Raw genomic sequence first — 23,717 nt, 5'->3', positions numbered from 1 at the left:
CTGTCCCGCACCTCGGCACGCCGCACCGCAGCCTCCTGTCGAGGGGATGGCCGGTCCCCATTTTCTGCCTCGATGACGCTGCTGTCGACCGCCGTATTGACGCAAACCACTGGTAGGGACGACCGTGCTCGTGCGGCCGACGGCTATACCACTGGTCAGTCCGGCCGCTCCGTACCCGGCAGGTCCTCCCCAGGCCGGCCGGGATCCCCCACGACAAGGAGCCCACCCCCCATGGGTCTGTCCCCCCGTCGCAAGATCGCCCTGGGCGCGGTCCTGTCCGCCACCGCCGTGGCCCTCGCCGGCGCCGCCGTCGCCACCGCCTCGACCAGCAGCGCGGCGACCAGCTGCGGCGTGCTCTTCGACGACTTCTCCTACACCTCGCGCACCGACGCGGCGCTGAGCCGGCACGGCTGGAGCATCCGCACCAGCGCCGGTGGTCCCGGCGTCGCCGGCGCCGGCTGGCTCGCCGGCAACGTGTCCTTCCCGACCGTCGACGGGCAGCAGGTCGCCCAGCTCAAGGCGGTTACCGACGGCACCGCCGGCGGGACCTCGCACGCCGAGTTCTCGCAGAGCAACCGGCGCTTCCTCGAGGGCACCTATCTGGCCCGGATCAAGTTCGCCGACGCGCCGGCGAGCGGGCCCGACGGCGACCACGTGAACCAGACCTTCTACACCATCTCCCCGCTGGCCGCCCCGCGCGACCCCAGCTACTCCGAGATGGACTTCTCCGAGTATCTGCCCAACGGCGGCTGGGGCGAGGCGGGCCCGATCAACTACCAGACCACCTGGTACACCTACGTCCCCGACCCGTGGTACGCCGACAACCAGCACAGCCAGCAGCAGCGCAGCATCGCCGGCTGGCACGACGTGATGGCCACCGTCGCCGACGGCCACGTCCGGTACTACATCGACGGCGCGCTGGCCGGCGACCACTCGGGCAAGGTCTACCCCCGGCAGAACATGTCGATCGACTTCAACCAGTGGTTCATCGACCTGGCCGGGCACACCGGCGGCACCAGCACCTACCTGCAGTCGATCGACTACGTCTACCACGCCAAGAAGCAGGTCCTGACCCCGGCGCAGGCGGCCTCGGCGATCGGCACCTACCGCGCCGCGGGCACCACCTTCGCCGACAACGTCACCGCCGCGAACGACTGCGACCCCGGCGCGCCCGCCGCCACCACCCCGCCGTCCGGTGGCGCGACGATGCTGCAGTCGACCTTCAGCGGCCGCTGCATCGACATTCCCAACGCCCAGCCGACGGCCGGCACCCTCCTGCAGACCTGGGACTGCAACGGCAGCGACGCGCAGAAGTGGTCGTTCGCGGCGGACGGCACCCTGCGCGCGATGGGCAAGTGCCTGGACCCGGCCGGCGGCGCCCTGGCCAACGGCACCCGCATCCAGCTGGCCGACTGCACCGCCAACCCGGTGCAGCGCTTCACCCTCACCGCCGCGAGCACCCTGGTCAACACCTCCTCGGGCCGCTGCGTCGACCTCAAGGACTGGGCCGGCGGCAACGGCGCCGCGCTCCAGCTCTGGGACTGCGCCGCCACCGCCAACCAGCTCTGGGGCAAGCTCTGACCCGGCGCGCAGATCAGCGCGCCCGGCCCTGCCTGCCCCGCGGGCTCAGCGGGGCAGGCGGGCGGTGAAGGAGGTGACACCGTCGGCGGCCGGGTCCAGCGTCAGCGACCCGCCGTGCCGATCGGCGACCGCCGCGGCCAGGGCCAGGCCGAGACCCGTGCCCGCAACACCGCGGCGGCGGGCCTCGTCGCCGCGGTAGAACAGGTCGAACACGTGGTCGCGCTCGCTCGCCGGGATCGCCGGGCCCCGGTTGGACACCGTCAGGGTCGCGGCCAGGTCGTCGCCGGTCAGCCGCACGGTGACGGTCGAGCCGGGATCCGCCCACGTCAAGGCGTTCCTGATCATCTCCTCCGCGAGCTGGCGCAGCCGGGCGGGATCGCCGTCGAGCGGCAGCGAGCCGGGGGTGTGCAGGTCGACGAGGTCCGCGTCGCCGGCCAGGGCGCCGGTGACCTCCAGCAGGACGGCTGCCAGGTCGGTGCGCTGCTTGCGGACGTCGAAGCGCCCGGCCCGCAGCGCGGCCACGTCGAGAAGCCGGAGGACGACGGCGCGCAGGCTCGCGGCGTTGCGTTGCATGACCGTGAGCATGTGCCGCTGGTCGCCGGTGAGGCCGGGCTCGTCGAGCAGCAGGTCGGTGCAGGACTGGATGCTGGTCAGCGGCGTGCGCAGCTCGTGGCCGGCCAGCGCGATGTACTGGTCGTGCGCGCCGGCGAGGTCGGCGGCGAGGCGCTCGGCGCTCCGGCGTACGAGATAGGCACCCAGCGGCGGCGCGATGCCGGTGATCATCTCGGTGCGCACGTCATCCGGCATCGCCACCGTGGCGCTGTAGCAGACCAGCACCCCGATCGCGGGCGCGCCGTGGGGGAGCGGGACCGCCACGGCCGTCCGCAGCGGGTCCCCGTCCCCGTGCGCCTCGTGCCCGGCCGGCGGATTCACCAGCCACACCGGCTTGCCGCTCCGCCACGCACGACCCGGCAGACCCGCGCCGGAGGCCAGGACGCCGGGCCCACGCGGGGCCGGATCGCGTCCGGGGTCCGCCCACCGGCTCACCCGGCGCATTGTGCGCGTGCCGTCGTCGCACATCCACAGCTCGGCCTCGTCCCAGCCCAGCATCGACCCCGCCGTGGCCACCGCCTCGGCGTACACCTCCTCGTCCGGCCGCGGCTCCGCGACCACCCGGGCGATGGCCAGCTCGCACCGCTGGAACTGGGCGATGCGCCGGGAGATCGTGGTGTCGTGGATGGCCTCGACCGCGGTCACGCCCGGATGCCCGGCGACCGGGCGGCTGTGCACGCGGAAGAACCGCCGGGGCCGCCCCGGGACGACCTCGACGACCTCGGCGTCGCGGACCTCCTCACCGCGCAGGGCGCGCAGCAGCGGCAGGTCCGGCCCCAGCGGGTGCCCGTCAGGACTCCGCAGGTGCAGCCGCGCCTCCCGGTCGGCGGGGGCCAGCTCGGCGATGTCCGGGCCGAAGAGCTCGCGGGCCGCCTCGTTGTAGAGCACCGGCCGCCCGTCGTCGTCGCTGCCGATGACCGCGACCTCCAGGCTGTCGACGACCGCCTGCAGCGCCTCGTGCCGTTGTTGCAGCCGGCGCCGGGCGAAGACCTCGGCCTCCATCTGGTCGGTGCGCGCCCGCAGCTCGGTGGCAAGCTGGGCCACCTCGACGCCGCCGTGCCGGGCGCGCACGTACGACGTGACGTCCTCGACGCGGTGGACGATCCAGTGCAGCCGCCCGTCCGGACCGAGCACCGGCGCGTTGACCGGCGCCCAGTACCGGACGTCGAAGCCGCCGGGCCCCGGGATGTCGTACTTCTGGATCGCCATGACGTCGGAGGCATGATCCCGCAGCACCCTGCGCAGGGACGCGCCCAGCTGGGCCACCCCGTCGGCCCGCGGATCGGCCGGGTTGTCCGGGAAGGCGGCGAAGACGGGCACCCCCACCAGGTCTTCCCGGGTCCGCGCGGTGGCCGCCAGATAGGCGTCGCTCGCCTCGACGATCGTCAGCTCCGGGTCCAGGACCAGCAACGCCACGGGAGCACCACGGAACAGCGCGCGGTGGTCGAGCTCTTCCGGGCCGCCGCCCGGTGCCGTCACCCGCGGCCGGCCGAAGGACCGGTTGCCAGCGCCTGGTCCACCGCGTCGCTGAACTCGCGCGGCAGGAACGGCTTGAACAGCACCGACGTACCCGGCAGGCCCTCGGGGCCCGGATCGCCCGGCGCCAGGCTGCCGCTGACGAACAGCACCGGCAGGTCCGCCGTCGCCGGATTGTCGCGCAGCTCCCGCACCATCTCAATGCCGGACAGAACCGGCATGTCGATGTCACTCACCACCAGATCCGGGAGTTGCGCGCGCACCGCTGTCAGCCCGGCGCCGCCGTCCTCCGCAGCCACGACGGTGTGACCGGCCCGGCGCAGGATCCGCACCATGATCTCGCGGATGTCCCCGTCGTCCTCAGCCACCACCACAAGCGCCATCGCACCGCCGCTTCCTCGCCGGACCGTTACGGGCGACGCTATGTGCCGGTGTGGCGCGCGACCCGGTTATCGGCCACGACCGCGCCAAGATCCGCCGAACGGGTGGCTCGGACCAATGGCCTTCGGTGCGGTCGGAAAGGCCCATGAGCGCACGCCGAGGTGGCTATCGTGGGACGGTGATGCTCAGCCGCCTGATCTACTTCAGCGAGGAGCGCGACGTCGGGGTGCATGGCGTCCTGCGCATCCTCGACGAGGCGCGGGCGGGCAACGAGGCCGAGGGGATCACCGGCGTGCTCGCCTTCGACCGGCGCTGGTTCCTGCAGTGCCTCGAGGGACCACGCGATGCGCTGACCCGGAAGTTCCTGACCATCGCCCGCGACCAGCGGCACAGCGGAGTCACGCTGATCGCCTTCGAAGAGGCCGGCGCCCGCCTCTTCCCCGACTGGACCATGGGCGCCATGAGCGTCGACACACTGGATCGCGACGCCTTCCACCCGCCATCCATGACAGCCGCCACCGCCCTGCGGACGCTACGCAGCCTCCAGGCAACCGGCGCCACGATGTGACCCACCGGCCGTTCCGCGGCTGACGCTGCGATGACATCTCGGGCCGGGGGTGGGCGCCCGCTGCGTCGTTCGCGGCGGTGGTCCCCGACACGATCCTCTGTTTGCTGCGCACCCGGACTGCGTGGCGGCACGTTCCGCACGATCTGGCGCCGTGGGACGCCGCTTACCGCTGGTCTCGCTGCTGGAGCGCTGATGGCGCCTAAGACCGGGTGCACGACCGGTTACGTGATCTGGTCGGCACGGCCGGGGACGTGACCCGCAGCCGTCGGTCGCGGTGCTGGACCCGCAGACCGCGCACAGCCACGAAGGTGGCAAGCTCGCCGGCATGCGCGGCGATGCAGGCGGCGACCTCTGCCTCCCATGCGGCGGCGAGTATCCGCCGCGCGCCGTCACGCACCATCTCATCGATAAACGAGCCGCCGGACGCGGCCGGCTCGGCCACGGCCGCTGGCGTGGGCTCTTCCGGGTTGACCACGGTAAGCACGGCGTGCCCTTCCCGGCCCGCGCACTACTTGATTCCTGGACTTGGGGCGTCGCCGGGCGGGTATGCCTCCCGACGCATCATCCGCAGGTTTCGAGCACTGCCCCGGGGCGTGGACGCGCCGGTGTCGAGTTGCAGATCGGGGCGCGTAAACGCCGATGTCAAAGGCTTCCCGATGCTGCCCCGCCGCTGGGTGGTGGAACGGACTTTCGCCTGGTGGGGACGGTGCAGACGGGTGGCCCGTAGTCACCAGGCAACCAACACTCTCCCCGGGTGGCGGGACGCCGGCGCGTGCTCAGGGCCGGGGGAGGCCGTGCCGGACGGCGAGGACGCCGGTCATGCCGCCCACCTCGGCGGCCAGGCCGGGCACGGCTCCGGGGCTGGAGAGGTCGATGTCGAAGAAGTAGGGCAGGGTCGCGCCCACGCCCGCGGGCAGGGGCGCCCCGGCGCAGTAGGCGTCGCGGTAGGCGGCGGACAGCGGGTCGTACTCGAAGTTGTAGGCGCGGGTCGCCGGCACCCGGCCGATCGCCGCGGTGATCAGGTTGCGCTGGTCGGCGGGGGTGTCCTGGCGCACGAAGACGCGCGCGACGGTGCTGAGCCGGGTGGCGGCGGCGGGGAGTTCGGCGGGCGGCTCGGCGGGGCGGATCGGGCAGGCGGCCGCGGCGGTGGCCGGGCCGGGGCGGGTGCTGAGGACGGCGATCGCGGCGGAGACCGCGAGCAGCGTGGCGCCCGCGGCGATCAGGCTGCGTCGCCGCGGGCGGGCGAACCAGGCGGCCAGGAGCGCGAGCGGCGGAAGCCAGGTGATCGGGATCGGCGCCCACCGGGGCACCCAGCGCAGCCCGAGGTGCAGCGTCTCGGTCCAGGGACGCCCGGAGTCCGGTGGCGACCAGCCGAAGCTGAGCAGCAGCAGCGGCGTGGTCAGGCTCAGCCCGAACAGGGCGAGCACCGCGGCGGTGCGGGCGTGGACCGGGTGGCTCTCGGTGCGGCGGCTCGCCCAGCCGGTGAGCAGCCAGCCGGTGAGCGCGCCGAGGAGGGCACCGGCCAGGGTGAGGGCGTTGGTCCACCACGGCGCCGAGCGCGACAGCTCGAAGCCCGCCCAGCCGTCGGAGTCGTACCAGGGCCGGCCCGTCCACACCTGGTCCTCGAAGGACAGGACCAGGCCGTCCTTGGTCGCCACGAAGGTGCCGGTGCCCGTGGCGCCGACCTCCCAGCCGTCGGCGGCCAGGCGGTCGCGGGCGCCCACCGTGTACGGCTCGACGGCCCGCGTCGCGTCGGTGTGCTCCACCCAGTAGTCGGCGAAGCCGTACTGCAGGCCCTCGCCGTCGCCGGTGCGGACGAACGCCGCCGCGTCCCCGCCGCCCCAGACGGTCAGGCCGGGGAAGACGGTCTGCCCGAGCTGGTGGGCGCTTTCGCCGGACGGGAGCCGGGGCGGCGCCTGCCAGCCGAGCCACGAGCCCGCGCTCGCCCCGGCCACCGCCCCGGTCAGCGCGGCCAGGACGGCGAGCAGGACGACGAAGGAGGACAACGGTCGCCCGAGCCGGGCCCGCAGCCCGCGCAGCACCAGCCCCAGCGTCTCGCCGGGCCGGGGCCACGCGCGTCCCGGCGGCGCGCAGTCGAGCAACGTGCCGAGCAGCTCGTCGCGGCGCGGCCCGGGCGGGTACACGCGCACCAGGACGGCGTAGCGCGCGGCGAGCCGGCTCATGAGAACGCCTCGCCGAGGGTGAAGCGCCGGCGGGTCCGCAACTGGGCGGCGGCCGCCTCGGCGCTGGCCCGCAGCCGCTCGGCCTCGGCGTCGAGCGCGCGCGCCCCGGAGTCGGTCAGCCGGTAGTAGCGCCGGGTCCGCCCGTCGACGGTCTCCTCGCGGTCCGGCTCGACCAGCCCCTCGGCGACCAGCCGGTCCAGGGCGGCGTACAGGGTGCCCGCCTGGAGCTTGACCTTGCCGTCCGACAGGCGGGCGGCTTCCTGGATCACCCCGTAGCCGTGGCGCGCCTCGGTCGCCAGCGACGTGAGGATCCAGAACGTGGGCTCTCGCATGAGACTCTCCTACTCGGGGATCCGCTGGACGGCGACGACGCCCGCCGGCCCCTGCAGGTCGCCGTCCTCCCGCACACTCGGGTGGCGCCGCCCCGCGTCCAGCAGGGTGGCCAGCAGCTCCTCCCGGCGCGGGCCCGGCGGACAGACCCGCAGGAGCCGCCGGTATGCCCGGCCGGGATCGCTCGTCATGCGAGCCAATATAGAGATGATCTGACTATGGGGTCAACTCCGGGTCAGCTGTGCTCGACCGCCGCCCGCTCGATCGGCAGCGCCGCCACGTAGCGCTGCATGAAGGCCTCGAAGCCCGCCACGTCGGCCGGGTCCGGCTCCGCCGTGTCCAGCTGCGCGTCCGCGAAGACCACGGTGTCGAGGAAGTTGTCGAGGCTCTGCCCCTCCGCGCGGCCCGTGACGAAGCCCGCCAGCACGGCGATGCCCCACGCGCCCCCCTCCGCGGCCAGGTCGCCGACCGAGACGGGCGTGTCGATGGCCGCGGCCAGCAGGTTCTGGGCGACACCCTCGGTCTTGAAGAGCCCGCCGTGGGCGAACATCCGGTCCAGCCGCACGGACTCCTTCTTCAGCAGGATGTCCATGCCGATGCGCAGGGTGGCCAGTGCGGCGTACAACTGGGTGCGCATGAAGCTCGCCAGCGACAGCGTGCTGCCCGGCTCGCGCACGAACAGCGGCCGGCCCTCGTGCAGGCCGGTGATCGGCTCGCCGGAGAGATAGTTGAAGGCCATCAGCCCGCCGCCGTCGGGCGCGCCGCCCAGCGCCGCGCGGAACAGCGTCTCGAAGACCCGGTTGCTGTCCGCCTCGACGCCCAGCGCCCGGACGAACTCGCCGAACAGCCCGGCCCACGAGTTCAGCTCGCTCGCGCCGTTGTTGCAGTGCACCATCGCCACCAGATCGCCCGCGGGCGTGGTGACCAGGTCGATCTCCGGGTGCACGCGGCTCAGCTCCCCGTCGAGCACGACCATCGCGAAGATCGACGTCCCGGCGCTGACGTTGCCCGTGCGCCGCGCCACCGAGTTGGTCGCCACCATGCCCGTCCCCGCGTCGCCCTCCGGCGGGCACAGCACCGCGCCGGGCTGCAGGCCACCGCTGGGGTCGAGCAGCTTCGCGCCACTCGCGGTCAGCGTCCCCGCGGGCTCACCTGCGGGGAGTACGGCCGGCAGCAGCTCTGCCACGCTGAGCTTCAGCCCCTGGGCCGCGATCAGCTCGTCGGCCCGGCTCAGCATCCGCTGGTCGTAGCCGCCCGTGCCGATGTCGATGGGGAACATGCCGCTGGCGTCCCCGACCCCGAGCACCTGCCGGCCGGTCAGCTGCCAGTGCACGTACCCGGCAAGGGTCGTGAAGTGCGCCAGCCGCCCGAGGTGCTCCTCGCCGTCCAGGACAGCCTGGTAGAGGTGGGCGATGCTCCACCGGTGCGGAATGTTGAACCCGAAGGCCGCGCTGAGCTCCTCGGTCGCCGCGCCGGTGTTCGTGTTGCGCCACGTCCGGAAGGGCGTCAGCAGTTCGCCCTCCGCGTCGAACGCCAGATAGCCGTGCATCATCGCCGACACGCCCAGCGCGCCGACGGTGCGCAGCTCGGTCCCGTACTGCCGGCGCACGTCCGCGGCCAGTGCCGCGAAGCAGGCCTGCAGCCCCGACCAGACCGCCTCGAGCGAATACGTCCACGTCCGATCCACGAACTGGTTCTCCCAGTCGTGGCTGCCGGTCGCGATCGCCGCGTGGTCCGGCCCGGTCAGCACGGCCTTGATCCGCGTCGACCCCAGCTCGATCCCGAGCGAGGTCCGCCCCTGCTCGATCGCCGTACGCAGCGCATCCGTCTCAGTCATGTTCATGTTCTACCTCATGTCCCGCGCCCCACGGCCCGGGCCCGGGGTGATCTTGACGGCCGGTCGGCGCGGGGAGCGCTGATCGGCTACGGTTCGGCTGTGAGCGTATCGATCACAGTCGCTGGCGACGCCGGGGCGGAGGCGTTGCGGCAGCTGCGGAGCCGGCTGCGTGCCGAGCCGGCGCTGCGCGGCCGGGTCACCGAGCGGGAGCTGCCGCCCGCGCCCGGCACCCTCGGCCCGGTGCTCGACGCCGTGCTGGTCGCCCTCGGCCCCGGAGGGGTGGCCGCCGCGCTGGTCACGGGTCTGGTGTCCTGGCTGCGCCACGAGCGGGCGGATCTGACCGTGCGGGTCGAGCGCGCCGACGGCAGCTCCTTCGAGATCACCGCGCAGCGGGTCAAGGGGCTCGACGCCGCCGGGCTGCGGGCCGAGATCACCGCGCTCACCCGGGCACTCGAAGCGCCGGCCGCGGAGGACCGGACGCCGTGACCGGGCTGGCGGGCCCCGGCGTGCGGGCGCTCGTCATCGGCACCGCGACCCACGCCGGACCGTTGCTGCCGTCGGTGCCGTCGGCGGCCCGCAGCGCGCGCGCCGTCCGCGACGTGCTGGTCGACGTGTGCCGGGTGCCGGCGGAGCACGTCACGCTGCTCCTCGATCCGCCGGAGGCCGTGGACATGGCCCGTGCGGTGTCTGCGGCCGCCGCGGCCGCGGAGTCGGTGCTGTTCCTCTACTTCGCCGGTCACGGGTTGCTCGACACCGGCGACGAGCTGCACCTCGCCGCCAGCAGCACCGACCGGCTGCAGCCCGGCATGAGCGGCTTCCAGGCCCTGCCGTACGAGGCGATCCGCCAGGCGGTGGCGGGCTGCGCCGCCGCCACGGTGGTCCTGGTGCTCGACTGCTGCTACTCGGGACGTGCCCGCAACCCGGGGGCGCCACGCGAGGCGGGGCCCGGGTACACGCCCCGGCCCGTGCACGGCGCCTACGTGCTCGCCTCCGCCGAGAACCTCGCCGAAGCGCCCGCGGACGCCGAGTTGACCACGTTCACCGGGGAGCTGGTCGGCCTGCTGCGCGACGGTGACCGGCTCGCCCCGCCGCAGCTGACTCTCGCCGTGGTCTACGACCGGCTGTCGCGCCGGCTGCTCGCCCGGGGCGCACCGCAGCCCCGGGTCCTCAGCGGCGACAACGCCGGCGATCTGGTCCTGGCAGCCAATCCGGCCGCGCGCCCGCCGGAGCCGGACAGCGCCGAGCCGCCCAGCCCCGGAGCGAGCCCCTATCTCGGGCTCGCCTCCTTCGGCGCCGGCGACGCGGGCCTGTTCTTCGGGCGCGAGCGAGCCGTCGACGACCTCCTCGCGGCGGCCGCCCGGGCGCGCCGGGCCGGCGTCCCGCTGACCGTCCTGGGTCCCTCGGGCGCGGGCAAGACCTCGCTGCTGCATGCCGGTCTGCTGGCGGCGCTGCACCGGGGCACCGGGACCCCCGGCCTCGAAGGCTCCGCACGCTGGCCGGTCCTCACGCTGACCCCCGGCGAGCGGCCCGCCGCCCGGCTCGCGGCCCGGCTCGGCGCGACGGACCCGGCCGCCGGGCCCACGGTGATCGTGGCAGACCAGCTCGAGCAGGTGTTCGTGCTGAGCCCGCCCGCGGAGCGGGACGCCTTCCTGACGCGGCTGACCGCACTGGCCGCGGAGCACCTCGTCGTGCTCGGCCTGCGCGACGACTTCTACCCGCGGGCGGCGGAGCGCAGCGAGCTGCACCGGTCGCTGCAGGAGCACCCGTTCCTGCTGCGGCCCATGACGCCCGGGCAGCTGCGGGCCGTGATCGAGGAACCCGCCCGGGCCGGTGGGGTGCGGCTCGAGGCCGGCCTGGCCGACGTGATGCTGCACGAGCTCGGCGCCTTCGCCCCCGCCGCCGAGCCGGCGGCGGGCGGTGCCGCCCTGCCGCTGCTGTCGCACGCGCTCTGGGCCACCTGGGACAGGCGCAGCGGCGACCTGCTCACCGTGGCCGGCTACCGGGCGGCCGGGGGAGTCGCACAGGCGGTCGCCACCACCGCCCGGCAGACCTATGCCGCGCTCGATCCGCCCGCCCGCGCGGCGCTGCGCCGCATGCTTCCCAAGCTGGTGCGGGTCCGTGACGGCGACCCCGACACCGTACGCCCGGCGGCGCGCGCCGAGCTCCTGCGCAGCCTCCCGGACGAAGCGGCCGGTGTCGCGGCCCTCGAAAGGTTCACCGAGGCCCGGCTCGTCACGCAGGACCGGCACACCGTCCGGTTCGCGCACGAGGCCCTGCTGCACGGCTGGCCGCTGCTGCGGACCTGGCTGGACGAGGACCGCGCGTGGCTGCGCACCGCCCAGCGGCTCGCCGCCGACGCCGCCGCCTGGCAGCGCGCCGGCCACGACCCGGCGCTGCTCTACCGGGGCAGCCGGTTGGCCGAGGCCCGCGCCGGCGACCGGGGGCACGGTGACGTCCCCCCGGTCGCCCGCGACTTCCTGGCCGCGTCGGAACGGTCGGCCACCCGCGCGGCCCGGGTCCGGCGGGCCGTCACCGCCGCGCTCGCGGTGCTGCTGGTGCTCGCCGGGGCCGGCGTGGTCGTCGCCCTCACGGCCCAGCGCACGGCGGTGACCGAACGCAACCGGGCCCTGGCCCGCGCCCTCTCCGCCGACGCGGAGAGCCTGCGCGACCGTCAGCCGGGCCTGGCGCAGCAGCTCGCCCTCGTGGCGTACGACTTCGCCCGCGAGGAGGCCTCGGAGGCGGTGCTCGCGAGCCCCGGCCTGGCCGCGCAGATCGACGGCGAGGAGAAGGTCTTCGACGTGGCCCGCGACCGCGCCGGCCGGGTCCTGGCCCTGGCGGTCGGGCGCGCGGTGGTGCTCTGGGACCTGGCCGCCGGTGCGGAGCTGTCCCGCCTCGGGCCCCTGTTCACCGGTCCGGTCGCCCTGTCACCCGACGGCACCTTGCTGGCCGCGGCGAACGGGCCGCTGGACGGCGAAGGACCGTTCCCGGTCGCCGCCGACCCGGTGCTGATCGAGCAGCCGCGGCCGGAGATCCGCCTGTGGGACGTCCGTGACCCCCGGCACCCTGTTGCGCTGCCCACCCTGGCGTCGGGCGAGCGCAGCATCACGACGCTCGCCTTCTCCGCCGACAGGCGCATGCTGGCGGGCGCCGGCACCGGCGGCCGGATCCACGTCTGGGACACGTCCGACCCCTCCGCCGTACGGCAGCGGCCCGCCCTCACCGGCCACAGCGGCCGGGTCGACTCCGTCGCGTTCAGCCCTGCGGCGCCCCGCCTGGCGAGCATCGCCACGGACGGCACGACCCGCCTCTGGGATCTCGCCGACCCCGCCCGGCCCGTGGTGCTGGCCCGCGTGGTCTCCTCGACGAACCGCCCGGAACCCGCGGTTCGCGTGATCCAGCACCGCGTCGGCTTCGACCCCTCCGGCCGGCGGCTGGCGACCGTGAAGACGAGCCCCACGACCGTCGCCGGCGGCGCGCAGCCGCACGAGTTGCCGTTCGCGTACGACGTGACGGATCCGCGCTCGCCCCGGCCGCTGTACCAGCTCGACCCGCGCGACGAGTGCCAGCACGTCAACGCGGTACTGGCGGTGGCCGAAGGACTGTTCACCACCTGCCCGTACACCGGTGTCATCGGGTGGACCGTGGCTCTCGGGCAGGCAGGCAGGGCGCCGCTGCTGAGCGCGCGGCGCACCCCCGCACCGAGCGAGGCGGACACCCAGCTCGGCGCGGTCCTGCCCTGGCCCGGGCCGGACGGCACCGAGCGCATCCTGGTGGCCGGCACGATGGGCGTCCTCGTCCGGGACGTCACGAACCCGGTGTGGCCGGGGGCGTTCGCGTCGCTGACCGAGCAACCCAACGGCGTCGTCGAGCGGGTGCGCTTCAGCCCGGCGGGGCGCCCCTTGCTGGCCGTGGGCAGCGGTCGCGACGGCTCGAGGATCTACGACATCACCGACCCGCGACGGCCCGCGCTCATCGCCGCGATCCGCACCGCGGGCGCGGTGGACGGCGCGATCGGTCAGGAGGCCGGGGCGGGGCTGGCCTTCAGCCGCGACGGCACCCTGCTGGCCGCCGCGCAGGTCGAGAACGAGAAGCCCCGGTTGGTGTTGCTGCCCACGGACCACCCGGACGGTGCCCCGCTCGCCACGATCACCGACCTCGGTCAGGGCGCCGCCGAGGTGTCCTTCTCGGCCGACGGGCGGCTGCTCGCCGTCGCCGACAGCGGGCGGTCCTCGGCGTCGGCGGAGGCCGAGGTCAAGGTGTACGACGTCGCGGACCCCACGACGCCGCGGCTCGTGAGCCGCATCCCGGGGCAGGCGTCGGATCTGTCCTTCGGGCCGGTCGGCCGGGTCCTGGCCGTGCTGACCTCGCGCACCTTGCTGGTGCACGACCTCAGCGAGCCCGCCCGCCCCCGGTCGCTGCGGTCGTGGACCTTCCCGGCCGACACGTCACTGCCGTCCGCGGAGTTCACACCGGACGGCCGGCACCTGGTGGTGGGCGACAACAGCCGGCTGCTCCGCGTCTTCGAGCTGGACGGCTCGGGGGTGGCCGGCGAGCCGGTCGAGGTGGTCTCCCGCACGCCTTCGGGCAATCGGCGCCTCGCCGTCAGCCCCGACGGGACGAAGCTGGCCGTCGCCGGCATCCTGGACAACAGCGAGATCGACCTCTGGGACATCCGGGACCCCGGGGCACCGCGCCCACGGACGTCGATCACACTGCTCGACCTGTACGGCGTGGGCGCCCTCGCGTTCAGCCGCGACGGCCGGTTCCTCGCCGTGAAGTACCCCGACCGCACCGACCTGTGGCCGGCGGACCCGGCCGAGGTCGTCGAGTCCCTCTGCCGGCTCGGCGGCGACCCGCTCACCCGCCATCAGTGGAACCTGTACGTCGGCGACCTGCCCTACGACCCGCCGTGCCGCTGACGTCAGCGGTGGTCGCGCTCGTAGAAGGACTGCCAGGGGTCCTCGCCGGGCGGCCGGGGTGCGGAGACGGGCGGCCGGTCCGGACCGCGGCCCGCCACAGGAGGTTCGGCGGCTGACGGCGCGGACGAGGCGGGGGCCACCACCTGCGTACGCGCGGCGATGAAGGCCGCCAGCGCCGTCGTGATCGGGACGGCGGCGATCAGGCCGATCGTGCCCACCGCGCTGCGGACCAGCTCCTGGGCGATCATCTCGCCGGTCAGCAGCTCGCCCGCCGGGGTGCCGCTCGTGCGGAACAGCAGCATCAGCGGCAGGGAGGCGCCCGCGTACGCCAGGACGATGGTGTTGATCACCGAGGCGATGTGGGCCCGGCCGATGCGGGTGGCGGCGCCGTAGAGGCGGCGGAAGCCGTACGCCGGATTGGCCAGGGCGAGCTCGCTGACGGTGGCCGACTGCGTGACCGTCACGTCGTCGAGGACGCCGAGGGAGCCGATGACGATGCCGGCCAGCAGCAGGCCGCGCATGTTGACGTCGCCCTCGGTGATGTTGAGGTACGTGGCCGTCTCGTCGCCGATGCCCGACAGATGGGTGAAGGCGATCGCCAGCGCCGACAGCCCCGCGGTCAGCGTGAGGCTCGCCAGCGTGCCCGCCACGGCGACCGTCGTCGTGGCCGTCAGCCCGTGCGTCAGATAGAGGACCGTCAGCATGATGAACGCCGCCCCGACCACGGCGACCAGCACGGGGGAGCGGCCGTCCAGGATCGCCGGGACGATGAACAGCAGCAGCACCGCGAAGGTGATGCCCAGCCCGAGCAGCGCCGTCAGCCCCCGCCACCGCCCGAAGGCGACGACCGCGAGCGCGAACACCGCCCCGAGGATCCACAGCGACGTCCCCCGCTGATAGTCCGCGATCGAGTACGTCCGCGGCCCGCCCGCCCCGTCGTCCAGGACCAGCAGCGTCACCTTGTCGCCCGGCCCGACCGCCGGCGCACCCGGCCCGTTCGGGATCTCCGCCGTCACCGACGACCCGTCGTCGAGCCGCACCGCCACCGACCCGCACGCCGTCCCCGCGGGCGCCTCCTCCGGGCACGCCGCCGACGTCACCGACACCACGGAACCCAGCACCCGGGTCGACGGCGTCGACTCGACCTCCGGCGTGTCGCGCGGCCAGAGCAGCGCCATCCCCGCGACGGTGACCAGCCCCACGACGGCGAGCAGCAGCACGGTGAGACGCCGCGCCCAGGGCAGGCCGGCCGATGCGTGGTGGTGATGTCCGTGGCTCAAGCCGCCAAGAATAGCGGTTGGATTCCGTCATGAGACCCGGGCAAGGTCGCTGTGCGTCAGCCACCCGAGCACCCTGTCGCCCTCCCCGCCGCCCTCGGTGACGAAGACGTCCTTCGACTGCGGCTTCCCGCGCAGCTCGTCCCGGGCGCGGGCGACGGTCGCCGAAGCGGGCACCGCGACGAAGTTCCGCACCGCGGCGGCCAGTTCCGGACCCGCGCTCACCAGAGCGGCCAGGGTGTCCCTCGCGGACAGGGATTCCGCCTTGGTCCCCCGGCCCTGAGCGTATTTGTCGATGTCCGGTTCGTGGACGACGTAGAGGGCGGCGCCGGTCCCGGTGTCGAAGACCGGCAGGCGGCCGTGATGCTCATTGCGCATGGCGGCGTACAACGTCTTCAGGACCAGCTCGCCGGCCTTCGCCTCCCCGGCGACCAGTTCCTTCGGACGGATCCGGCCGACGCCGATCATCACCTCCGTCACGGGTGTGTCGGGTGCCAGCTCGCCGGCGAGGCGCAGCGTGTTGATGGTGCTCTGGGTGGCCGTGAGCAGATTGTCGCCGGCGAAGTAGAAAGCGAGCACCGTGCCGACCCAGGTGCCCAGCAGGGGAAGCGCGGCGGTGAAGACCAGCTGAGCCGCTTCGGGCCGATCCGTCTCGGCCGCCAGCCAGATGACGACCACCGAGATCACCACGACCCCGGCGATGCCGGCGCCCACCACGCCGTAACCGAGCACCAGACGTCCTCGCGGATTGCCGGCGCCTGTGTCCGGGAGAGCCATCGGTCCACCTCCGTCCGGGAACGACTCGTGCGAGGAGTGGACGTCCCGCCGCCAGTGGGTGCAAGCGTGCCGTCCGCGATCCGACTCCGTGGCGAGCGCTGCTGTCGGAACGGCGACGTTGGGGGCACGAGCAGCGCGGACGGACCTAGCTTCCGGGAAGTACACACACGGGGTGAGGATTCGACCGGGACCGGTTCCGGCGGTTCCGGGGAGGAGGCCCCGATGACGACGACCGAGCCTGACCGGGACGCGCGGCTGCGGCCCGAGGCACGCCCTCTCAGCTACCAGAGCCTCGATCATCAGCAGCGAGCGGCCTTCGACAGGATCGTCGGCCTCTTGAGACGTGCCGCCGAGGCTCCCGGCGTGGCGCAGCCGAAGGGCCGGCGCGACCAGGGTGCGGGTCCGTTCCTGGACAGGGATCGGGCGGCCACCACCGTGCTGGTCGGTGGGCAGCGTGGCACTGGCAAGACCACCTTGCTGCTCAGCCTCTTCCAGGCGCTCGGCCCGGACCGGGAGCCCAGCGGCAACCGTGACCTGGACGAGCTCGCGCGGCATCTGGTCTGGCTGGAGACGATCGACATGGAGCCGCTCTCGCCGAGCACCAATCTTCTCGGTGCCGTCCTTTCCCGGCTCGAGGAGACGACAGGCGAGCTCGTGTCCCGCCCGGCCGGGCCGGACGATCCGGTCGGCCTGCTGAGCCCGGGCGATCCCTATCACCAGGCGATGGGAGAACTGCAGGGACTGCAGGAGGCGGTCGCGGTCGCCTTCCGGCCCGGCTGGAGCCGGCGGGCGGCGAGCCTCGACCCGGACACCCCGGCCGTCGAGACGCGCCGGACGGAGCGGGCCCGGCTGAACCTCAACGAACAGTTCGCCGGGGCGCTCGCCAGGCTGAGCAACGTCCTCGCCGTGTCGCAGCGACTGGACCGGCCCCTCTTCGTCCTTCCGGTGGACGATCTGGACCTGAACCCCACAGCATGCGTCGAACTGCTGCAGTTGCTCCGTGCGGTCCACTCGCCGCATCTGTTCGTCCTGCTGGCGGCGGATGCGGAGCTGCTGAGAACCGTGCTGCGGCTGCGGTATCGGAAGGAGCTGCGTGAGGTCGCCGGTCCGGACGGTCTCGAGGAGGAGGAGAGGCGGCTGGCTGACGTGCTCGCGGCGAGCGCGATGCGCAAGCACATACCACCGCATCAGCGCATCGAGCTGGAACGACTGATGCCTGGCCGGGTGGTCCGGTTCCGGCCGCTCACCGCGCCGGACGGGGAGGAACTCGGTGACCTGCTGAGAGTCTTCCAGCTGGCACCGGACGAGGTCCAGGTCGACGGGGCATCCCTCGATACCGCCGGACTGGCCTGGCTGCGCCAGCCGAAGGTCGTCTCCTCCAACATGGCGAGGAACTTCTCCTGGCCCTGGGCGCTGCGGCTGACGATGCGACAGGTGGTCGACCTCGACATGCAGGCCCGGGCGCAGGGCGGTGTGGGGCCGAAGGCCCTGCAGGACGTCGTTCGCGACCAGCTCATCGAGCTGGTCCCACGCGCGGACGCGGGAGAGGAGCCCGCATCGGCCCTCCCGCGACAGTTCGAGGATGTGGAGCGGCTGGGTCCCCGGCATCGGATCCGTACGGTCTGGTTCAGCCGGTGGCAGGTGACGGGCGGCAGCATGAGACTCGGTTCCCGCGACTCGCTGATCTACGCGGGAACGGCTGACCTGCTGGGCGACGAGGCGAAACCGCTCATGTTCGAGAGGGAACCCCTGCAGCGGTACACGGTCTACCTCTCGCCCGAGGCACAGGAACTGGGAATCTTCCCCTGGCCCGTCCTCCTCCACTCGCGGTTCTGGGGGTGGGAGCGGATGCAGCAGGCGGTGCGGGACGCCCAGAACAAGTGGCCCGAGGAGGGGGTCAACACCTGGCACGGCAGCTGGCTGGCCGCGATGACGAGCCTGCTGCTCGAAGCCATGACCAACACCGAGACCTCGGTCCTCCTGCCCGTCGCTGCCGATTCGTGGGAACGCCTCGTCCGCGAGCTCGACCTGCTGCCCGAGGGGCGGCCGGGAGTGCGGTCCGGCTGGCGAGTCGCGGTGGGTGCCCTCTGCACCGAGGAGATGGGGTTCACGGGTCCCCCGCCGGACGGATTGATTCCGGACGACGAGCCCATCCAGCGCCGCATCACGGCGAAGCGGCGGGAGCGGCTGTGGGAGGTCGGCGCGGAGCACTGGCCGGCGGATCTGGACCCACCGGCGGCCCCGGGCGCGAGGAGCTGACCAGTGCTCGGCCGGACAGCGCGGCTGCCGTTCGACCACCTCGTGGCCGAGCTGGCCGCCTTTCCGCTCGGCTCCGAAGCCGCGCTCACCAATCCCGTCACTGTCCTCGATCCTGGAATGTCCGATGCCGCCACCAAGAAGCTCTGGCGGGCTGCCGAACGGGTGCTTCTCGGCGCCGCGCCGGGACTGTCCCTCGATGAGCTCACCGCGCTGCGCGACGAGACCTGGTTCGGTGGGGACGCCATCGGGTGCCGGACTTTGGAACGGCATCTGCAGCGCGCCGCGGAGTGGCCGCTGCAAGCCTTCCGGAACGCCCGGCGAGGCGGCCCGCTGACCGATTCACCGGAAGCCGCCGATGCCCGCCGCCGGTGGATGTGGCTGACTCTCGCCCTGCCCGCTGATCTGCTCACGGTGCTGTCGGGACGGCATCCCTTCGCCGGTCCCGGCCCGCTCTGCCCGCCGGTGCGTGAGCTGCTGTCACGGAGCTTCGCCGAGACCCATCTGCATGTCGGTGCCGCGATCGGTTTCGGAGAGGTCTGGTCGCTGATCGTCAATCGGATGGCTCATGCCGATCTGGCCGGCCGGTCGCTGGGAGCCCCCGGAGCGGTGCTGGACGAGGGAGGGAGCATCCCCGGGTGGCTGGCCCGGGCGAGCGTCGCGCGCTATCTGCTCGGTTCGTACGTGGCGTCGGGGCACCCCGGACCGTTCGAGCGCTTCCTGAGCGACCCCGGAGTGGTCCGCCGTGCCCGCCGATCGACAGGCGCCGCGAACTGGTCGCTGATCCTCAAGTCCCTGCACGAACTGAGCACCGGCGCTGTGCCGCCGGGCCGGACAGGCGATGTCGCTCTCCCCGGAGCGTACGGGGCTCTGGTCCGGGCGCCGCGCCCCGAGCGGCTGCGGGAGATCGAGGAGATCAGGCGACTGGATCCGCTGGAGCCGCTGTTCGGCAGCCACGACGAAAGCAGCACGGAACAGCGGTACGTCGTCGCGCTGTGCCGCCATCTGCGGAACACCGAGGACCCGCTGGCGAGCCGGTTGTTCTGGCAGACGGTCCGGGTCCGTACCGTGCTCTATCGTCACCTGACCCAGCGGCCGCTGACCCCCGGTCTCCCGTACTTCATCAGGTTCTACAAGCGGATGTCCGCCGTCCGCGGCGAGCTGCCGCCGCTTCTCCAGGTCTCCTCGGCCGGTGTGACCAGCGGCCGCGTGGAGGGGCTCCGGTCTCTGGAGGTTCGTACCAGCCCGGCCACGGGACCGGGGGAACTGCTTTCGTGGGTGGACGCCGCCCGGAAGGAGGCGAAGAAGTCGGCGGGCGCGGAGGTCGGCCTGGTCCTCCATTTCCTCAAGGACCGCGCGGGGGCTCACGGTGCCGGATTCCCCCGCGCACACGCCGCCGGCACGAACGCGGATCCGAGCCGGGAGGTCAATCCGACCGGCTACCGCTATGCGAGGTACTTCGCCGGCCAGCGGCAGGCGGCGCTGATCCTCGGCGATTTCCTGCACCGCCTGCCGGACTGCCAGCAAACCGTGCGGGGCCTGGACATCTGTGCGGACGAACTGGCGGTCCCGACGTGGGTCCTGGCACCCCTGGTCCGGCACGTCCGCGCGGCCGCGGGCGCGGGCGCGGAATTCGTCCGGCGCTGCTGGGGCGACGTGCTACGACCACTTCGCATCACCGCACACGCGGGGGAGGACTTCGCTCATCTGCTGACCGGCCTGCGCCACGTGTACGAGGCGATGCAACTGCTCGACATGGGCGAGGGCGACCGGATCGGGCACGGCATGGCCCTGGGCGTCGACCCGGAGGCCTGGGCCCGGCGCGCGGGCCGGGTGGCAATGCCGCTGGAGGACCGGGTCTGGGATCTCACCTGGGAATGGTCGTGGTGGGCGCGGCGGGGAGCGGGTGCCGACGGAGCGCGGCTGGCCTATCTGGCCGGGGAGATAGAGCGGCTGAGCCGGCGCTGGTTCGGCGCGCCTGTGACGGCCCTGGACATGGAACAGCTGATGGCCGGCCTGAGTGACGAGGACCTCCTGAAAGCAGCGGGCTTCCCGTCCGGACCGGCAGCGTGGGCGAGCGATCGACAGCTCGTCCTGATGCGTCGGTTCCTGACCGACGTCCCGTCGTTCCGGCGCGGCCGCCGGACCGAGTGGGTGGAGCCGGTCGCCGAGGTGGACGCGCTGATGAGGATCGGGACGTCGTTGCGGTCGGAGCTGGCCCGCAACGGGCTCGCGGTCGAGGTCAATCCGACATCGAATCTGCTGGTCGGGGACATGGGCGACCTGTCCGCGCATCCGCTGTGGCGGCTGGCCCCGCCGCGGCCGCGTCCCGATCTGCCACCCCTGACGGTGACGGTCGGATCCGACGACCCGCTTGTCTTCAACTGCCGGCTTCCCGGCGAGTACCAGCTTCTCTACGACTCGCTGGTACTCGCCGGCCTGACCGACATGGAGGCGATGCACTGGCTCGATCAGGTGCGCAACAACGGGCTCAACCGCCGCTTCACCGTGCGGGAGTGTGTGGTCCGGCGGCCCTGGTCCGATCCGGACCGGCCGCCGAGATTCCTTCTCTGACCGGGCAGTCAGTCGAACTCTTCGACGTACTCCTCGGTGGGGCCCAGCGAGGGCGCCGCCCGCAGCTGCAGCACCGGCCCCCGATGCTCGAGCTCCAGCACCGTCACCGTGTTCGCACCCGGCCGGACCAGCGGGGCCGGGCAGTAGAGGGTCTGTTGCGGCCCGATCTTCCAGTAGCGGCCCAGCAGGAAGCCGTTGATCCAGGCCAGGCCGCGGCCCGAGCCCGGCAGCGCCAGGAACGTGTCCGCCGGCTCGCGCACCTCGAAGCGCGCCGACGCGAAGCCCGCGCCTGCCGGGCCGCCGGCCGCCGTGGCCAGTGCCAGCGACTGGTCGTCCCAGTCCTGCAGGGCGAGGGGCGTGCTCTGCCAGTCGTACACGATGCGGCGGTCGACGAGCACCGGGCCGAGCACGCCCTTGTGGCCGCCCAGCCCCGGCCCGTAGTTCACCCGGCCCAGGTTCTCCACCAGGATCTCCAGCCGGACCGCCGCGCCCGTGCCGCTGACGGTCAGCCGCGGCTCGGCGGTCGTGACCACGCCCACCACGACTCCGTCGGCCAGGACCGTGGCGCGGTCGCGCACGTCGGTCACGGTGAGCGTGTGGTCGCCCTGCGGGATTCGCGGGTACGCCGTCAGCAGCACCATCCCCGCGTCCAGCCCCAGCTGCTCGAACGTCGCCGGCCGCGGACCCGTGGTGACCGGCGCGGGCACCGCGCGCAGCCCCTCGATCAGCCCTGCGCGGGGCGTGAGCGGCACCGTGGCGGCGGGCAGCGTGGGCGGCGGGGCCGGCAGCGGGCCGTGGCCGCCGAGCACCTCGCGCATGGCGTGGAACTTGGGGGTCAGCGTGCCGTCCTCGGCGATCGGCGCGTCGGAGTCGTAGCTGGTGACGGTCGGCTGCAGCCGACCCGCGTCCTCGTTGGCGCCCGCCCAGAGCCCGAAGTTCGTGCCGCCGTGGGCCATGTAGAGGCTGACGCTGCCCCCGTCGGCGACGATCCCCTCGAGCGTACGAACCGCGCTCGGCACGCCCCGGACGTGGTGCTTCTCGCCCCAGTGGTCGAACCAGCCGTTCCAGAACTCGGCGACGACGAACGGTTCGCCGGGGCGGCGCGTGGCGAGCAGGGCGCGGGCGGCCTCGGGCTTGGAGCCGAGCGTGGCGGCCGTCAGCGTGCCGGGCAGGGTGCCGCCGTCGAGCATCAGCTCGGTCGGGCCGTCGGCGGTGAACATCAGTTCGGTGATGCCGCGTGACTCCAGCGCCGCCCTGGTCCAGCTGACGTAGTCGTGGTCGTCGGCGAAGCTGCCGTACTCGTTCTCGACCTGCACCGCGACGATCGGGCCGCCGGCGCTCGCCTGCAGCGCCGCGAGGCGGGGGATCAGCTCGTCGAACCAGGCCGCGACCGGGCCGGTGAAGGCCGGGTCGCTGCTGCGCACGGCCGTGTCGCGGGCGGTGAGCCAGCTGGGCAGGCCGCCGTTGGACCACTCCGCGCAGATGTACGGCCCCGGGCGCACGATCACGTCGAGCCCCTCCTCGCCCGCCGTGGCGATGAACCGCTCGACGTCGCGCCAGCCGTCGAAGCGCGGGGCGGCGGGCGTGGGCTGGTGGAAGTTCCAGGCCACGTACGTGTCGACGGTGTTGAGACCCAGCGCCGCCAGCCGCCGCAGCCGGTCGCGCCACAGCTCGGGGTGGACCCGGAAGTAGTGCAGGGCGCCGGACAGGATCTGGTGCCGCGCGCCGTGCCGGAGCAGGCGGCGGTCGCGCCAGGTGAGGGCGGGCGGGCTCGTCGGGGGAGCCGGGGCGATCTCCGGCGCGCGGGACTCGATCACGATGTGAGGCTATGTTACCGATGCCATGCTTAACAACGGCGCTATGATCCTCGCCATGAGTGAGGCCCCCCGGAGCGTCCGGCAGCCCAGCATGGCCGACGTCGCCAGGACCGCCGGCGTGTCGGCGCAGACCGTCTCCCGGGCGCTGCGCGACTCGCCGAACGTCAACCCCGAGACGCGGCGCCGGGTGCTGGCGGCCGTCGAGCAGCTCGGCTACCGGTTCAACAACGCCGCCCGGGTGCTGTCGTCGGGGCGCAGCCACACCCTCGGCCTGGTCCTGCTGCAGTCCGGCGGCTACTACTCGCGGTCCGCGGTGACCGCCGGCGTGGAGGCCGCCGCGGGCCGGGCCGGCTACGCGGTCAGCATCGCCACCATCGCGGGGCTCGACACCGCCCTGATGGAGCGGTCGCTGTCCAAGCTGGCCGACCAGGGCGTCGACGGGATCGTCATCGCCGTTCCGCTGATCTCGGTGACGCGGAAGATGGAGGAGATCACGCGGGACATCCCCACCGTGACGCTGGACGGGTCCCGTACGGAAGGCGCCCGGGTCCTGGGGATCGACCAGCAGGAAGCGGGCCGCCTGGCGACCCAGCACCTGCTCGACCTCGGGCACCGGCAGGTGTGGCACGTGGCGGGGCCGGACGAGTGGATCGAGGCACGCCAGCGGCGGCAGGGCTGGCAGGAGTGCCTGGCGGCGGCCGGGATCGAGGCGCCGCCGCCGCTCGAGGGCGACTGGTCGCCGGAGTCCGGCTACCGGCAGGGGCAGATCCTCGCCCTGATCCCGGACGTCACGGCGATCTTCGCGGCCAGCGACGAGATGGCCTTCGGGCTGATCAAGGCGTTGCGCGAGCGGCACCGCTTCGTGCCCGAGGACGTGTCGATCGTCAGCGTCGACGACATCGCGCTGGCCGCCTATTGCCATCCGCCGCTGACCACCGTGCGGCAGGACTTCTACCACTCCGGGGAGGCCGCGGTCGCCCTCCTGCTCGGCGGCGGCGACAGCGAGGTGCCCGAGGCGACACTCTCCGTGCGCCTCTCCACCGCGCCCCCGCGCCGGAGCTGACCGACGGGCCGCACGGCCCCGGCAACCTCCCGATGGCGAATTTGTGAACGACTCTTGATTCCTGAT

General features: G+C 73.5%; 17 protein-coding genes and 2 pseudogenes. 9 read left to right on the top strand and 10 right to left on the bottom strand.

The annotated features are described in order from the left end of the window. Positions 1 to 231 precede the first annotated feature (231 nt). Entirely contained in the window at positions 232 to 1,581 is a 1,350-nt protein-coding gene (locus RBH18_RS15140; protein ID WP_306208097.1) for an RICIN domain-containing protein, read from the top strand. A 45-nt stretch (positions 1,582 to 1,626) separates the two neighbouring features. Here the strand turns inward: RBH18_RS15140 and RBH18_RS15135 are convergent, their stop codons facing one another. Together RBH18_RS15135 and RBH18_RS15130 are read right to left on the bottom strand one after the other, a co-directional pair. After that, a complete protein-coding gene (locus RBH18_RS15135; RefSeq protein WP_306208095.1) occupies positions 1,627 to 3,609 on the bottom strand; it encodes a PAS domain-containing sensor histidine kinase in 1,983 nt (660 codons plus the stop codon). A gap of 59 nt (positions 3,610 to 3,668) precedes the next feature. Continuing rightward, positions 3,669 to 4,052: a response regulator gene (locus tag RBH18_RS15130; RefSeq protein ID WP_306208093.1), complete on the bottom strand. Its 384-nt coding sequence runs from the start codon at positions 4,050 to 4,052 to the stop codon at positions 3,669 to 3,671. 179 nt (positions 4,053 to 4,231) lie between these two features. On the opposite strand from RBH18_RS15130, the gene RBH18_RS15125 reads away from it, so the two are divergent. Together RBH18_RS15125 and RBH18_RS44125 are read left to right on the top strand one after the other, a co-directional pair. Then, positions 4,232 to 4,618, top strand: a complete 387-nt coding sequence (locus RBH18_RS15125; protein ID WP_306208127.1) for a BLUF domain-containing protein — start codon at positions 4,232 to 4,234, stop codon at positions 4,616 to 4,618. A 77-nt stretch (positions 4,619 to 4,695) separates the two neighbouring features. Beyond that, positions 4,696 to 4,821 carry a transposase gene (locus RBH18_RS44125; RefSeq protein WP_372338919.1) on the top strand — a complete coding sequence of 42 codons (126 nt, stop codon included), beginning with the start codon at positions 4,696 to 4,698 and terminating at the stop codon, positions 4,819 to 4,821. A 35-nt stretch (positions 4,822 to 4,856) separates the two neighbouring features. Here the strand turns inward: RBH18_RS44125 and RBH18_RS15120 are convergent. Next, a pseudogene (locus RBH18_RS15120) lies at positions 4,857 to 5,102 on the bottom strand (IS256 family transposase); the annotation flags it as partial. A 160-nt stretch (positions 5,103 to 5,262) separates the two neighbouring features. Between RBH18_RS15120 and RBH18_RS44120 the strand changes: the two are divergent. Beyond that, a pseudogene (locus tag RBH18_RS44120) lies at positions 5,263 to 5,343 on the top strand (transposase); the annotation flags it as partial. 51 nt (positions 5,344 to 5,394) lie between these two features. On the opposite strand, the gene RBH18_RS15115 reads toward RBH18_RS44120, so the two are convergent. From RBH18_RS15115 to RBH18_RS15100, 4 genes are read right to left on the bottom strand one after another with little or no spacing between them, the layout of a single operon-like run. Then, entirely contained in the window at positions 5,395 to 6,801 is a 1,407-nt protein-coding gene (locus tag RBH18_RS15115) for a hypothetical protein (protein ID WP_306208091.1), read from the bottom strand. Continuing rightward, the gene (locus RBH18_RS15110; RefSeq protein WP_306208089.1) at positions 6,798 to 7,133 is read right to left on the bottom strand and encodes a PadR family transcriptional regulator; all 336 of its coding nucleotides are present in this window, start codon (positions 7,131 to 7,133) and stop codon (positions 6,798 to 6,800) included. The genes RBH18_RS15115 and RBH18_RS15110 overlap by 4 nt, the downstream gene beginning before the upstream one ends. A gap of 9 nt (positions 7,134 to 7,142) precedes the next feature. Next, positions 7,143 to 7,322, bottom strand: a complete 180-nt coding sequence (locus RBH18_RS15105; RefSeq protein ID WP_306208087.1) for a hypothetical protein — start codon at positions 7,320 to 7,322, stop codon at positions 7,143 to 7,145. A 44-nt stretch (positions 7,323 to 7,366) separates the two neighbouring features. After that, on the bottom strand, positions 7,367 to 8,968 hold the full coding sequence (locus tag RBH18_RS15100; RefSeq protein ID WP_306208085.1) for a xylulokinase: 1,602 nt from the start codon (positions 8,966 to 8,968) through the stop codon (positions 7,367 to 7,369). 99 nt (positions 8,969 to 9,067) lie between these two features. Here RBH18_RS15100 and RBH18_RS15095 point away from each other — a divergent pair, with 99 nt between their 5' ends. Then, positions 9,068 to 9,454, top strand: coding sequence for an effector-associated constant component EACC1 (locus RBH18_RS15095; RefSeq protein ID WP_306208083.1), 387 nt, complete (start codon positions 9,068 to 9,070; stop codon positions 9,452 to 9,454). Beyond that, positions 9,451 to 13,887, top strand: coding sequence for a WD40 repeat domain-containing protein (locus tag RBH18_RS15090; RefSeq protein ID WP_306208081.1), 4,437 nt, complete (start codon positions 9,451 to 9,453; stop codon positions 13,885 to 13,887). The genes RBH18_RS15095 and RBH18_RS15090 overlap by 4 nt, the downstream gene beginning before the upstream one ends. A 2-nt stretch (positions 13,888 to 13,889) precedes the next feature. On the opposite strand, the gene RBH18_RS15085 is transcribed toward RBH18_RS15090, so the two are convergent. Both RBH18_RS15085 and RBH18_RS15080 read right to left on the bottom strand, forming a co-directional pair. After that, positions 13,890 to 15,167: a YibE/F family protein gene (locus tag RBH18_RS15085; protein ID WP_306208079.1), complete on the bottom strand. Its 1,278-nt coding sequence runs from the start codon at positions 15,165 to 15,167 to the stop codon at positions 13,890 to 13,892. Between the two features lie 27 nt (positions 15,168 to 15,194). Next, complete coding sequence (locus RBH18_RS15080; protein ID WP_306208077.1) at positions 15,195 to 15,941, bottom strand: CBS domain-containing protein; 747 nt, start codon at positions 15,939 to 15,941, stop codon at positions 15,195 to 15,197. A gap of 222 nt (positions 15,942 to 16,163) precedes the next feature. Here RBH18_RS15080 and RBH18_RS15075 point away from each other — a divergent pair, with 222 nt between their 5' ends. Both RBH18_RS15075 and RBH18_RS15070 read left to right on the top strand, forming a co-directional pair. Continuing rightward, the gene (locus tag RBH18_RS15075; protein WP_306208076.1) at positions 16,164 to 18,200 is read left to right on the top strand and encodes an AAA family ATPase; all 2,037 of its coding nucleotides are present in this window, start codon (positions 16,164 to 16,166) and stop codon (positions 18,198 to 18,200) included. A gap of 3 nt (positions 18,201 to 18,203) precedes the next feature. Next, positions 18,204 to 20,771 (top strand): amidohydrolase family protein, encoded by a 2,568-nt coding sequence (locus RBH18_RS15070; RefSeq protein WP_306208075.1) that lies wholly within the window; start codon positions 18,204 to 18,206, stop codon positions 20,769 to 20,771. An 8-nt stretch (positions 20,772 to 20,779) separates the two neighbouring features. Here RBH18_RS15070 and RBH18_RS15065 read toward each other — a convergent pair whose 3' ends face one another. Next, a complete protein-coding gene (locus tag RBH18_RS15065; protein ID WP_306208074.1) occupies positions 20,780 to 22,588 on the bottom strand; it encodes a glycoside hydrolase family 35 protein in 1,809 nt (602 codons plus the stop codon). Between the two features lie 55 nt (positions 22,589 to 22,643). Between RBH18_RS15065 and RBH18_RS15060 the strand changes: the two genes are divergently transcribed. Further along, positions 22,644 to 23,651 (top strand): LacI family DNA-binding transcriptional regulator, encoded by a 1,008-nt coding sequence (locus RBH18_RS15060; RefSeq protein ID WP_306208072.1) that lies wholly within the window; start codon positions 22,644 to 22,646, stop codon positions 23,649 to 23,651. Positions 23,652 to 23,717 lie beyond the last annotated feature (66 nt).

This window comes from Actinoplanes oryzae (assembly GCF_030757795.1).
Lineage (GTDB): Bacteria > Actinomycetota > Actinomycetes > Mycobacteriales > Micromonosporaceae > Actinoplanes.
The sequence above is the reverse complement of the archived record's forward strand: the minus strand, read 5'-3'. Positions and strand labels throughout refer to the sequence as shown.

Coding starts and splice junctions, on each gene's coding strand:
- RBH18_RS15060 (WP_306208072.1), top strand. CDS start 22,644: ATGAGTGAGGCCCCCCGGAGCGTCCGGCAGCCCAGCATGGCCGACGTC.
- RBH18_RS15080 (WP_306208077.1), bottom strand. CDS start 15,941: ATGGCTCTCCCGGACACAGGCGCCGGCAATCCGCGAGGACGTCTGGTG.
- RBH18_RS15075 (WP_306208076.1), top strand. CDS start 16,164: ATGACGACGACCGAGCCTGACCGGGACGCGCGGCTGCGGCCCGAGGCA.
- RBH18_RS15100 (WP_306208085.1), bottom strand. CDS start 8,968: ATGACTGAGACGGATGCGCTGCGTACGGCGATCGAGCAGGGGCGGACC.
- RBH18_RS15110 (WP_306208089.1), bottom strand. CDS start 7,133: ATGCGAGAGCCCACGTTCTGGATCCTCACGTCGCTGGCGACCGAGGCG.
- RBH18_RS15140 (WP_306208097.1), top strand. CDS start 232: ATGGGTCTGTCCCCCCGTCGCAAGATCGCCCTGGGCGCGGTCCTGTCC.
- RBH18_RS15105 (WP_306208087.1), bottom strand. CDS start 7,322: ATGACGAGCGATCCCGGCCGGGCATACCGGCGGCTCCTGCGGGTCTGT.
- RBH18_RS15130 (WP_306208093.1), bottom strand. CDS start 4,052: ATGGCGCTTGTGGTGGTGGCTGAGGACGACGGGGACATCCGCGAGATC.
- RBH18_RS15125 (WP_306208127.1), top strand. CDS start 4,232: ATGCTCAGCCGCCTGATCTACTTCAGCGAGGAGCGCGACGTCGGGGTG.
- RBH18_RS15115 (WP_306208091.1), bottom strand. CDS start 6,801: ATGAGCCGGCTCGCCGCGCGCTACGCCGTCCTGGTGCGCGTGTACCCG.